We start from the raw sequence: 12658 nt of genomic DNA, 5'->3' as shown, positions 1-12658 counted from the left end.
GAAATCCGATGCGCCTTGTTTTCGTTATGAGATACGGCGGTCCGGTTGCATGATCCTGTTTTCGGCATTCCCTTTGGCTTCGCCGCAGGTTAACTGCCCCCAGATTTCCCAGGCAACTGACGGTTAGCAATGGAAAAAAGCCTCGCGCGTTACATCTGGTCGAACACGCGGCTGCAGCAGCTCTGGATTTTGACAGTCGTTGCAGTCTCGATGATCCCCTATTTTCTGTCCTTCGACCTGCCGAAGCAGATCGTCAACGGACCGATTCAGGGCTCGGGCTTCGAGGGCGAAGGCGCAACGCAAACGTTCATGCGGTTGTCCTACACCTTTCCGTTCATCGGCGAGGTAGAGTTCTTCAAGGGCCTCCAGCTTGATCGGCTGCAAATGCTGATGGGGCTCAGCCTCGTCTTCCTCGCGCTGGTCGTCTTGAACGGCCTCTTCAAATTCTACATCAACACCTACAAGGGACGGCTTGGCGAGCGCATGCTGCGCCGCATCCGTTTCGAGTTGATCGACCGGGTACTCCGCTTCCCGCCGTCGCATTTCAAGCGCGTCAAGTCGGCCGAGATCGCGACGATGATCAAGGATGAAGTCGAACCGATGGGCGGCTTCACGGGGGATGCCTTCGTTTCGCCTGCCTTGCTCGGCGGTCAGGCGCTGACGGCGCTCGCCTTCATCATCGTGCAGAATTTCTGGCTCGGGATGATTGCCGCGGCGATCGTCGGCGTGCAGGCGGTGGTGATCCCGCGCATGAGAAAGCGCCTGCTCGAGCTTGGCCGCCAGCGTCAGCTGACAGCCCGCGAGCTGTCCGGACGTGTCGGCGAAATCGTCGACGGCATCGGCACGATTCACGGCAACGACACATCGAATTTCGAGCGCGCCGACATCGCCACCAGGCTCGGGCTGATCTTCTCGATCCGTTATGACCTCTACCAGTGGAAGTTCCTGGTCAAGTTCCTGAACAACTTCCTGGCCCAGGTCACTCCATTCCTGTTTTACGCAATCGGCGGCTATCTCGCGCTGCAGGGCCGACTGGACATCGGTCAGCTCGTTGCGGTCATCAGCGCCTACAAGGATCTGCCGGGGCCGCTCAAGGAACTGATCGACTGGGATCAGATGCGCCAGGATGTGCAGGTCAAGTATCAACAGGTCTACGAGCAGTTCAATGTCGAGCCGCTGATCGACGGCAAGATACAGGATATCTCGTCAGAAACGATCGGCGCCCTGACGGCTCCGCTCGTGGTCACAAATCTCACTGTGAGTGACGACAGTGGCGCGCGGCTGGTCGACCACGTCTCGGTCGAAATCAAACCCAACGAAACGGTCGCGGTTGTCGGCCCGAACTCGAGTGGTGCCGAAGCCTTCGCGGAAGCCCTCGGCCGGCTTGTGTGGCCGGATTCCGGCCGCGTGACGATCGATGGCCATGACCTTCTCGATCTGCCTGAATCCATTACCGGCCGGCGCATGTCCTACGCCTCCGCTGACGCCTACTTCTTCCACGGGACGCTTAGGGACAATCTTCTTTACGGCTTGAAGCATGCCCCGATGCGCGACCCGCAGTACGACGGCAAGGAGGCTCTTGAAGCCAAGTGGCATGCCGAGGAGGCCGTCAAGGCCGGCAACCCGACAATGGATATCAACAGCGACTGGGTGGACTACCAGGCCGCCGGCGCAACCGGTCCCGAGGACATCCTGACGGCAATCCGTCCTGTGCTCGATGCGGTCCTCATTTCACAGGACATTCTCGACCTGGCGCTTCGATCGACCGTCAACACGAGCGTGCATGTGACGCTTGCCGGACATATCGTCGATCTGCGTACGGCACTTCGCAAGCGCATGCAGGAGTCGGAGCTCGGCAATATCGTCGTGCCGTTCGATTTCGATGCGTTCAATCCGCAAGCCACCGTCGGCGAGAATTTGCTCTTCGGCTCGATGAAACGGCCGATGATGAACAATCGCCGGCTGGCGGCTCACCCCTATTTCCAGGCGCTCTTCCGCGACACCGGCCTCAGCGACGATCTCTACGCCATGGGTCTGGAGATTGCGGAGAATGCCGTTGAACTCTTCCATGATCTGCCGCCGGATCACCCGTTCTTCCAGCAGCTGACCTTCATGACGGCTGACGATATCCCGACCTATCAGGCGCTGCTGCAGAAATTGCAGAGCCGACGGTTTGATGATGCAACGCCCGAAGAACGCTCCGCAATCATCCGTCTCAGCTTTGCCTATATCGAGCCGCGGCACCGTTTCGGTCTTCTGACCGACGCGCTGATGGCCAAGATCGTCAGCGCCCGCAAACAGTTCCATGAGAATATTCCGGATGATCTTTCCGCCGTCATCGAGCGGTATGATCCGGAGGACTTCATCTCCTCGGCAAGCCTGATGGACAACGTCCTGTTCGGGCGCATCGCCTATCAGCAGGCTGACGCGTCCGACCGCATCCGGGCCATCATGGGCGAACTCTTCGACTCTCTCGAACTCTTCGACGACGTCTTGTCGATTGGGCTTGAGTTTGATGTCGGTTCTGGCGGCAAGCGCCTGACGATGGCGCAACGGCAGAAGCTGAACCTTGCCCGTGCGCTTCTCAAACGATCTGACTATTTTGTCTTCAACCGGCCGTTATCCGCGCTCGACCAGCGTGTTCAGGATCAGATTACCCGAAATGTGGTCGACGGACTGCACAAGGAGGGCGAACAGCCGGCCATCATCTGGGTGCTTTCGAACGCAAAACTTGCGGAAATATTTGATCGAATCCTGCTGTTTGACCGCGGTGCGCTGGCCGAGGCAGGCAACTTTCCGGAGCTTTCCGAACAAAACGGTATGTTCAAGGAACTGTTATCGTAATATCCTAAAGAGGGACAATAAAGATGGTGCCTCCTTGCGAGGTGCCACGGTCAAGCGTCGCGCACCGGAAAGCGTGACGGGGGTAGTACGTATATGTTGTTGAGAGACGAAGTTGAAATGCTGCGGCGGGTGCCGATTTTCTCGCGAATTGCACCTGCAAAACTCAAATTGTTGGCCTTCACTTCCGATCGCATGACATACAACGTCGGGCAGGACCTCTTCCATCAGGGAGATCCGGGGGATGCAGCCTATGTCGTCCTGTCCGGAACGGCCGACATTCTTGTCCACTCACCTGCAGGCGACATCAAGGTCGCCGATGTGGAGCCCAACTCCATCGTCGGTGAAATCGCCATATTGTGCGACGTCTCGCGCACCGCGACGATTCGCGCCACCTCGCCCCTGGAAGTGCTGCGCATCAGCAAGGAACACTTTTTGAAATTGCTCAGTGATTTCCCCGAAATGGCCGTCGAGATCATGCGCGTGTTGGCAGACCGTCTGAACCATACAACAGCGGAATTGACCGCAGCGCGCGCGGCGAAGCAGCCGCAGGTAGCCGCGATGTAGCGATTTCATCGTCTCTGAATGCAAAGGCCTGCCTACAGAAACCTGAGGCAGGCCTTTGCTGTTTTTCGTGACTTTGGAACAGATCCTGTTCAATCCGGGGTCATATCTGCAGCCCCTCGCAGTTTGCGCATTCTGCAGGTGTCCAGAGGCTGCTGGGCGCGTTCGCGGCACAGCGAACGAACCCCGTAAACCAGCGCAGCAACGAGCTGGTCGCGGATCGCTCTCAGCTTCGGCCGATCGGGGTCGCGATCAGCACATCGTGGTCAACGCTCGCCAATATCATCCTCCGCCCTTCGTATTCCGCAAGCCGATGCAATAGGCGGGATCCAGGACTTCGACGGGTGCGAAAGGCCGCCCGTGTTTAGAACGGACGCGCTTTGATTTTAGATTGGACGGGCGTTCACTTTAAATTGGCCGGACCCTGCGTCAGAGATGGTCGCATGAGCGAGCATGTTACCGCCAGAGCCCTGATTGACCGCTTGCGCGGGACGCGTGCCTCGAGGGGAGCGGGTGTCTCGCTTGCGTGCTGCAGGGAGGTTGGGAATTAACGACGTTCCGACCCTTGCGCCTTACCGGCAGGACCGCGCCGTTTTTTCAGGATGAAGCGATGAACGGCAGGATCTTCCTGCTTGAATGTCGAACAAGTGGTGACGGCAATCCTCGAATTGGCGAGGTTGTCGTTATGGACAACCTGTCGTCCGCAAAACAGCTGATGTGCGCGAGGCTATCGCGCACGCTGGGATCACTCATATTTTCTGCTGCCTTACTGGCCCGACCGCAATGCCATCGAAAGCCTGTTCGCGAAATTGAAAGCCATGTCGCGGGCCGGGCGGAGCGCAGGGTAGGTGGTTAGGGAACGCGGTTGGCGCGATCCCCGCTCACGTCTGCAGAACGCACAACCTACTTCAGAGCTGCAGGTTAGAACCGGATTGATCAGGATCTTCTCTACTCGCGCTGTTCGAGCGCCCTGCTGAAGGCCAATGCCGCAAGCGTACAGACCGCGCCAGACAGCAGGTAGTAGCCAACGAAAGGCAGACCAAAGTGGCTGGACAGGGTCAGCGCGACGAGCGGGGCAAAGCCGGCGCCGACGAGCCAGGCAAGGTCGGAGGTAAAGGCCGCACCGGTATAGCGATAACCTCTGCCGAACCGCGACGAAATCGAGCCGGTCGCCTGGCCAAAGGACAGTCCGAGGACGCCGAAGCCAATGATCACGAATGCACTCTGTCCCCCGGAGCCGGCTGCCATCAGGAGCGGACCGACAAAGCTGAAGATCGCAATCAGCACGGCACAGATCGCAAGCTGGGCACGCCTGCCGATGAGGTCTGCGATCATGCCGGAGACGACGATGGCGACGAGACCGACCACGGCGCCAATGATCTGCACGACCATGAAACCGCCGATCGGCTGGGTTCCGTAAAGATACACCCAGCCCAGCGGGAAGATCGTCACGAGGTGGAACATCGCGAAGCTCGCGAGCGGCACGAAGGCGCCGAGCAGGATGTCGCGACCATGGACGCGCACCACGTCGCGGATCGGTGCCGCCTCGAGCTCGTGCTGTTCCAGTGCCGAGCCGAATTCGGGCGTCATGACCAGACGCAAACGCGCAAACAGCGCAACCACGTTGATCGCAAAGGCGACAAAGAACGGATAGCGCCACCCCCAGCTCAGGAAGTCCTCACTGGACAGATTGGCGATGAAATAGCCGAAAAGCGCGCTTGCCAGCGCAAAGCCGATCGGGGCACCGATCTGCGGGATCATCGCATACCAGCCGCGGTGGTTTGGCGGCGCGTTGAGTGCCAGCAGCGACGCCAGGCCGTCCCATGCGCCGCCGAGCGCAAAGCCCTGGCCGAGCCGGAACAGGGCAAGCAACGCGATCGACCAGGCTCCAATCTCGCTGTAGCCTGGCAGGAAAGCGATCGAAGCCGTCGAGCCCCCAAGCAGGAACAATGCAATGGTCAGCTTGGCGCCGCGGCCATAGAAGCGGTCGATGGTCATGAACACGAGCGATCCCACCGGGCGCGCCAGAAATGCGAGCGAAAAGATCGCAAAGGAATAAAGCGTTGCCGTCAGGCGATCGGGCGCGAAAGGAAAGACAAGCTGAGGGAAGACCAGCACGGATGCCAGGCCATAGACGAAGAAATCGAAAAATTCGGACGCGCGCCCGATGACGACGCCCATCGCGATACTGCCGGCTGATATCGGCTTGTCGGCATGAATTCGCCGCGCGTCCTGCTCCATCGATGTGGACGATGGTCCGTAGTGTGTTGTACCTGCCATTAAATGCCTCCCTCGTTGAGGCACCTGTGGCAAAGCGCCTCACTAGCGATCTTGATCAAACCACTGCGCTTATCAAGTCCGATCGACGCAAATAGTTCATCATCCGGCTTGAAAATCAGATGTGGATGAAAAATCACGGTCATGCCGCGAAATCAGCCTGCAAAAGACTGGCATGATCGGCGTGTGCGGATATATTAGCCCTTCAAAATGGATTGTGCGCAAAAATCCTTCGAATTTTCATCAGGATTTTGACATCCTGCGCCACGTGCCTTATCCCGCAGTGCGGCATTTCTGCTGCACTGCGACCAAACACCTCATGTTGCTATCAGGTACGGTGCTTTAGTCGCGGTCTGGACGAAACAACAAGAGCATAGAGACGTGCAAAAACTGCCAAAGTTTTCCCGCCATCTCCTCATTCTGCCCCTGCTTCTGACGCTGGCGGGATGCAATTTGGTGGTCATGTCGCCTTCGGGCGATATCGCCATGCAGCAACGCGACCTGATTATCGTGTCGACGGTTTTGATGCTGCTGATCATCGTTCCGGTGATCTTCCTGACGCTGCTGTTTGCCTGGCGTTATCGCCGTTCCAATACGGCTGCCACCTATGATCCGGAATGGCACCATTCCACCCGTCTCGAAGTGGTCATCTGGTCAGCACCGCTGGCCATCATCATCGCGCTCGGGGCCATCACCTGGATCAGCACGCACAAGCTCGACCCATTTCGTCCGCTCGATCGGATTGATGCCGAGCGCGCCATCCCGGCCAATACCAAGCCGCTGACCGTCGAAGTCGTCGCACTCGACTGGAAATGGCTGTTCTTCTATCCCGAACTCGGGATTGCGACCGTCAATGAAATGGCAGCGCCAGTCGATGTTCCGATCAGCTTCAGGATCACCTCCTCGTCGGTCATGAATTCCTTCTACGTGCCTGCGCTTGCGGGCCAGATCTATGCAATGCCCGGCATGGAGACCAGGCTTCATGCCGTCATCAACCAGGAAGGCATCTTCGACGGCTTTTCGGCCAACTATAGCGGCGCGGGTTTCTCCCACATGCGCTTCAAGTTCCATGGCGTAAACCAGCAGGGCTTCGACCAATGGGTTGCGCAGGTGAGGGAAAAGGGAACTGCGCTCAATAGGGATACCTATCTCAAGCTCGAACGGCCGAGTGAGAGGGAGCCGGTGCGTTACTTCTCGACCGTCGACAAGGATCTCTTCAACGCGATCCTCAACATGTGCGCGGCCCCCGGTCAGATGTGCATGAACGAAATGATGCACATCGACCGGATGGGTGGCGGCGGCAAGGAAAGCGCCGAAAATCGCGAGAAGCTGCTCTACGACAACCGCCACTCCGATCAGGCCGGTGGCGGTCACGAAACGCCTGCGGGCGAAAGCCCCGATGCCAGCGAAACCAAGCCGGCAGACGCTCAAAACGGCGCCGGCCAGTCTGGCGGCACGCAGATGCCAGGAATGCAGCATGACGGGCACACGATGCCCGGCATGGACCACGGCACCGGCAGCGACCCGGCGCCTGCGCAATCAAACAGCAATTAGACCTGGCGCTTTGCGTCGATACGACATCAATGAACGGGTTCATCCATGTTTTCCAATCCTGACCTCCTGAAGTTCATCTTCGGTCGGTTGACCCTAGAATCGATCCCCTATCACGAGCCGATCCTGGTCGTGACCTTTGCGGCAGTCGCACTTGGCGGCATCGCGCTTCTGGGTGTTGTTACCTATTTCAAGCTTTGGGGTTATCTCTGGCGCGACTGGCTGACGAGCGTCGATCACAAGAAGATCGGCATCATGTACGTCATCCTGGCGCTCATCATGCTGCTGCGCGGCTTTTCCGACGCGATCATGATGCGTCTGCAACAGGCAATCGCGTTCAACGGATCCGCCGGCTACCTGCCGCCGCATCACTACGACCAGGTCTTCACGGCCCATGGCGTCATCATGATCTTCTTCATGGCCATGCCGTTCGTCACGGGCCTGATGAACCTCGTCGTGCCGCTGCAGATCGGCGCCCGCGACGTTTCCTTCCCGTTCCTGAACAATTTCTCGTTCTGGATGACGACCGCCGGTGCGATCATCATCATGATCTCGCTCTTCGTCGGCGAATTCGCCCAGACCGGCTGGCTTGCGTATCCGCCGCTGTCGGGAGCCGCCTACAGCCCGGGCGTCGGTGTCGACTATTACATCTGGGGTCTGCAGGTGGCCGGTGTCGGCACGACGCTTTCGGGCATCAACCTGATCGCGACGATCGTGAAGATGCGCGCACCCGGCATGAGCTTCATGAAGATGCCGGTCTTCACCTGGACCGCGCTCTGCACCAACATCCTGATCGTCGCGACTTTCCCGATCCTGACGGCGACGCTGGCGCTGCTGTCGCTCGACCGTTACGCCGGCACGAACTTCTTCACGAATGACCTCGGCGGCAATCCGATGATGTATGTCAACCTCATCTGGATCTGGGGTCACCCGGAGGTCTACATCCTTGTGCTGCCGGCATTCGGCATCTTCTCGGAAGTCGTTGCCACCTTCTGCGGCAAGCGTCTCTTCGGCTACGCCTCGATGGTCTACGCCACCTGCGTGATCATGATCCTGTCCTACCTCGTCTGGCTGCACCACTTCTTCACGATGGGTTCGGGTGCCAGCGTCAACTCCTTCTTCGGCATCACCACGATGATCATCTCGATCCCGACAGGGGCGAAGATGTTCAACTGGCTGTTCACGATGTACAGGGGACGCATTCGCTACGAAGTGCCGATGCTGTGGACGCTCGGCTTCATGGTGACCTTCGTCATCGGTGGCATGACCGGCGTTCTGCTCGCCGTTCCGCCCGCCGACTTCGTGCTGCACAACTCGCTCTTCCTGATCGCCCACTTCCACAACGTCATCATCGGCGGCGTGGTGTTCGGCCTGATGGCTGGCGTCACCTATTGGTTCCCGAAGGCTTTCGGCTACAAGCTCGATCCGTTCTGGGGCAAGATGTCCTTCTGGTTCTGGCTGATCGGCTTCTACTTCGCCTTCATGCCGCTCTACGTGCTCGGCCTCATGGGCGTCACGCGCCGCGTGTCGCAGTTCGAAGATCCGTCGCTGCAGATCTGGTTCATCCTTGCCGCCTTCGGCGCCGTCCTGATCGCGATCGGTATCGCCAGCTTCATCATCCAGCTCGTCGTCAGCTTCTTCAAGCGCGAGGAGTTGCGGGATACGACCGGTGATCCCTGGGATGGCCGCACGCTGGAATGGTCGACCTCGTCGCCGCCGCCGGACTACAACTTCGCCTTCACCCCCGTCGTCCATGACCACGATTCCTGGTACGACATGAAGGCGCGCGGCTATGCCCGTCCGCTGGAAGGCTTCAAGCCGATCCACATGCCGAAGAACACCGGAACCGGTGTCATCCTCGGCGCGATCAGCGTCGTGCTGGCATTTGCCCTCATCTGGTACATGTGGTGGCTGGTCGTGCTTTCGTTCGTCGCCATGATCGCCGTCGCGATCGGCCATACCTTCAACTACAATCGCGACTTCTATATCGCCGCCGAAGAAGTCACGGAAACGGAACGCAAGCGTACCGCGCTGCTTGCCGAGCAGGTGTAAGACCATGAGCGATGCTGTGATCGACAAGGCAGACAAGCCTGAATTCTACCTCACCGAAGAGCACCATCCGGAAGGCAGCACAATGCTGGGCTTCTGGCTCTACCTGATGAGCGACTGCCTCATCTTCGCGGTGCTGTTTGCAACCTTCGCCGTCCTCGGCCGCAACTTTGCGGCCGGGCCCTCGCCGGCCGATCTCTTTGATCTGCCGCTGGTGGCGATCAACACCTCGATGCTGCTTCTGTCCTCCATCACCTACGGTTTTGCGATGCTGCAGATGGAGCGGCAGGAGAAGGGTGCCACACTCTTCTGGCTGGCCATTACCGGCCTCTTCGGCCTGGCCTTCCTTGGGATTGAACTCTACGAGTTCTCGCACCTGATCCACGAGGGCGCAGGTCCAACCCGCAGTGCCTTCCTGTCCGGCTTCTTCACGCTGGTCGGCACACATGGTCTGCACGTCACCTTTGGTATCGTCTGGCTGATCACCCTGATGGTGCAGGTGTCGATCCGTGGCCTGATCCCGGAAAACCGCCGCCGCCTGATGTGCCTGTCGATGTTCTGGCACTTTCTTGACGTCGTCTGGATCGGCGTTTTCTCCTTCGTCTACCTTATGGGAGTCCTCGGATGACCTCTAACGCACCAGTAACCGAGGACGCTCACGAAGCCCATCATGGTCACAGCCATGGACACGTGGCCGCCCACGGCACCTTCAAAAGCTATATGATCGGCTTCGTGCTGTCGGTAATCCTGACAGCGATCCCGTTCTGGCTGGTCATGGCCGGCGTCTTCGAAAATCCCTCGGTAACGGCCGCGTGGGTCATGGGGCTCGCCGCTGTCCAGATCGTCGTTCATATGATCTTCTTCCTTCATATGAACCCGCGCTCGGAAGGCGGCTGGACGATGATGGCGTTGATCTTCACGCTTCTGCTCGTCGCCATCGCGCTCGCCGGCTCGCTCTGGGTCATGCATCATCTGAATACGAACATGATGCCGATGAGCCCGGAAATGATGAAGAATATGCCCTAAAGGCAAGAGCGGGCGGTGGTGACGCCGCCCGCCAAGGTTTTCTGGCAATGGCCGACATCCCCTCCGAGAAAGCACAAAGACAGCATACTGCCGCCGGGCTTGCGATATTCTCCTGTCTCATGCTGGTGCTGATTGCAGCACTGCTTGCGCTTGGTGTCTGGCAGGTCGAGCGGCTTTCCTGGAAAGAGGATCTGATTGCCCGCGTCGATCAGCGCGTCGATGCGGAGCCGGTTCCCGCGCCAGTGCGCGCGCAGTGGGGACAGGTCAGCCGCGCCAATGACGAATATCGCCATGTGACTGCCGAAGGGATCCTGCAAAACGACGAGGAAACGCTGATCTACGCGTCGACGTCGCTCGGGCCCGGCTATTGGGTGATCACTCCCCTCAAGCTGGCCGACAGCACCTCGGTCCTGATCAACCGCGGTTTCGTCCCGACGGAAAAGCGCGATCCGGCAACACGCAGCGAAGGGCAGATTGCAACCCCGGTGAAAATCACCGGACTGCTGCGGATTACCGAGCCTGGAGGCACGCTGGTCAAGTCCAATGATCCGGCCAATGATCGCTGGTATTCACGCGATGTCGCCGCGATCGCCGATCGTCGCGGCGTGGCAGATCCCGCCCCCTACTTTATCGATGCTGATGCGACAACAAACCCAGGCGGCCTGCCGGTCGGTGGGCTGACGCAGATCGCCTTCCCCAACAACCATCTGGTTTACGCGATCACCTGGTTTGCACTTGCGCTCATGGCCGCTGGACTGCTCGCTTTCGTCGTCCGCGGCGAGTTTCGCGCGCGTCGATCCTGATCAGACGGCCTTGCTCCGGGGATAGAAGCGCTCAGCCATATGTTCGCCGACCGCATAGGCCTGGCTGACGATCTCGGGTACGAGGTCGATGTCAGGCAGACTGCCGAGGCCGAGGGGCCCGACGGCAAACAGTCCATCGACCGTTGATCCATCCTCGAGACAGGGCTGTCCCCGCTGATTGACGGCAAGTCCGAGCGACAATTCGTCTGCGAGGGCCAAACCTCCGCTCACAAGGCTTGCCAGCAATGGCGAGGTCAGTTGCGGCGCGCGGCAGCGACAATCCAGGATACGCTCGGCATGAACGATCTCGTCGGCGTGCGAGCCGGCGGGCCGGAAGAAGAGACCGCTCAGGCCCTGCCGACCCACGACGCCACGACGCAGTACGGTATTGCCACTGGCGAGCTCGCTTTGGAGACGGGCGTAGATGGCCTCGGGCAAGCGGTTGCGGTGGCTGTCATAGATCGCCCGCAAGTGCCGGTTGAACTGATGCTTCTGATGGGCTGGCAGTGCGCGCCACAGAGAGCGAGCGTGTTTGCGCAGCCCGTTCATGACGGATTGCCAGCTTCTGCCCTCTTCCTCTGCCTCGCGGCAGGCCGTGCGGATGAAGCGCAGGATGTCAGGGAGGTTTGTTGGCAGCGCGTCGGCCGGAAAAACCGGGTCGGCGGAGTTCGGCGTATGGCTCTGTGGCAGGAAGCCATGTCGGGAAAGGATGGTAACCTGCCCCGCGTAGCCGGCGTCGCGCAATTGCAGGAGTTGATCGACAACCCTGATGCCGCTGCCGAGAAGGACCGTGTGTGGGCGCGCAACCAGGCGCTGGGCTCTCACCTGCGACGGCTCCTGCTCAGTCTCCTCGGTCTCAGGCAGACCATAGCCAGTGGCCAGTATGACGGTGTCGAACAGGGGATTGGCTGGATTGGCGCTTTCGAGAAGGAAACGGTTGCCGTGGCTCTTGCGGATCGCCACAACCGGTTCATGGCAGACCTGAACCGTAATGTCCTTGCGGGCGGACAAGGCTTCCGAGAAGCGCTGGTAGACGTAGTCGCTGAAAATGTCTTTCGGCACGAAGATCTGGCGAAATCCCGGGATCGCCGCAGGCACGGCGGCGCGGAACTCCGCGTTGCTACAAAGCCAGTCGTTGAAATCATCCGTATCGCCCACGGAGACGGAAAGATCGCGAACACGCGTATTCAGGATCGTGGAGGTCCGCGCCGACGAGAGTGCCTGCCCCCCGCTCACCGAAGAGTTGGGGTCGAAGAGTTGCAGATGAAAAGGCAGGCGCACTGTCTTCATCAGCGCGATCGCCATCATCATTCCGGAAAAGCCGCGGCCGACAATGGCAAAACGCGGCATGGCGGAGATCTTTGCTGCCGCCGCTGACTTCGAAGAAAACAGGCCTTGAACCGTCATCTCAACTCCCTTGCGACCGTCTGCGCATCGTGTCTCGATTGGTTTCAACGCGGGAAAAAACGCTCGCGCGTTGAGCTGGTTCACGCGGTTTTGAACCGCCCTATAGTCTATCAAACTGGTCGTGTATCAAAGCGCCAAAA

The 12658-nt window shown here is 59.4% G+C and carries 9 protein-coding genes; 7 read left to right on the top strand and 2 right to left on the bottom strand.

Annotated elements, in window-relative coordinates:
• Nucleotides 1-129: 129 nt before the first annotated feature.
• Nucleotides 130-2844: an ABC transporter ATP-binding protein gene (locus tag IB244_RS22960; RefSeq protein ID WP_192305713.1), complete on the top strand. Its 2715-nt coding sequence runs from the start codon at nucleotides 130-132 to the stop codon at nucleotides 2842-2844.
• 93 nt (nucleotides 2845-2937) lie between these two features.
• A complete protein-coding gene (locus tag IB244_RS22955; protein WP_018856664.1) occupies nucleotides 2938-3408 on the top strand; it encodes a cyclic nucleotide-binding domain-containing protein in 471 nt (156 codons plus the stop codon).
• A 945-nt stretch (nucleotides 3409-4353) separates the two neighbouring features.
• On the opposite strand, the gene IB244_RS22950 is transcribed toward IB244_RS22955, so the two are convergent.
• Nucleotides 4354-5685 carry an MFS transporter gene (locus IB244_RS22950; protein ID WP_192305711.1) on the bottom strand — a complete coding sequence of 444 codons (1332 nt, stop codon included), beginning with the start codon at nucleotides 5683-5685 and terminating at the stop codon, nucleotides 4354-4356.
• Between the two features lie 378 nt (nucleotides 5686-6063).
• Here IB244_RS22950 and cyoA point away from each other — a divergent pair, with 378 nt between their 5' ends.
• From cyoA to IB244_RS22925, 5 genes are read left to right on the top strand one after another with little or no spacing between them, the layout of a single operon-like run.
• The gene (cyoA, locus tag IB244_RS22945; RefSeq protein WP_192305709.1) at nucleotides 6064-7236 is read left to right on the top strand and encodes a ubiquinol oxidase subunit II; all 1173 of its coding nucleotides are present in this window, start codon (nucleotides 6064-6066) and stop codon (nucleotides 7234-7236) included.
• Between the two features lie 45 nt (nucleotides 7237-7281).
• Complete coding sequence (gene cyoB / locus IB244_RS22940) at nucleotides 7282-9285, top strand: cytochrome o ubiquinol oxidase subunit I (RefSeq protein ID WP_192305707.1); 2004 nt, start codon at nucleotides 7282-7284, stop codon at nucleotides 9283-9285.
• A 4-nt stretch (nucleotides 9286-9289) separates the two neighbouring features.
• Nucleotides 9290-9910 carry a cytochrome o ubiquinol oxidase subunit III gene (cyoC, locus tag IB244_RS22935; RefSeq protein ID WP_018856668.1) on the top strand — a complete coding sequence of 207 codons (621 nt, stop codon included), beginning with the start codon at nucleotides 9290-9292 and terminating at the stop codon, nucleotides 9908-9910.
• On the top strand, nucleotides 9907-10308 hold the full coding sequence (cyoD, locus tag IB244_RS22930; protein ID WP_025658240.1) for a cytochrome o ubiquinol oxidase subunit IV: 402 nt from the start codon (nucleotides 9907-9909) through the stop codon (nucleotides 10306-10308). The genes cyoC and cyoD overlap by 4 nt, the downstream gene beginning before the upstream one ends.
• 47 nt (nucleotides 10309-10355) lie before the next feature.
• Nucleotides 10356-11111 (top strand): SURF1 family protein, encoded by a 756-nt coding sequence (locus IB244_RS22925; protein WP_192305705.1) that lies wholly within the window; start codon nucleotides 10356-10358, stop codon nucleotides 11109-11111.
• Here IB244_RS22925 and IB244_RS22920 read toward each other — a convergent pair whose 3' ends face one another.
• Nucleotides 11112-12518, bottom strand: coding sequence for an FAD/NAD(P)-binding protein (locus IB244_RS22920; RefSeq protein ID WP_192305703.1), 1407 nt, complete (start codon nucleotides 12516-12518; stop codon nucleotides 11112-11114).
• Nucleotides 12519-12658 lie beyond the last annotated feature (140 nt).

It is taken from the genome of Rhizobium sp. RHZ02, assembly GCF_014851575.1.
Taxonomy (GTDB): Bacteria; Pseudomonadota; Alphaproteobacteria; order Rhizobiales; family Rhizobiaceae; genus Rhizobium; species Rhizobium altiplani.
This window is presented reverse-complemented; position numbering and strand designations above follow the sequence as displayed.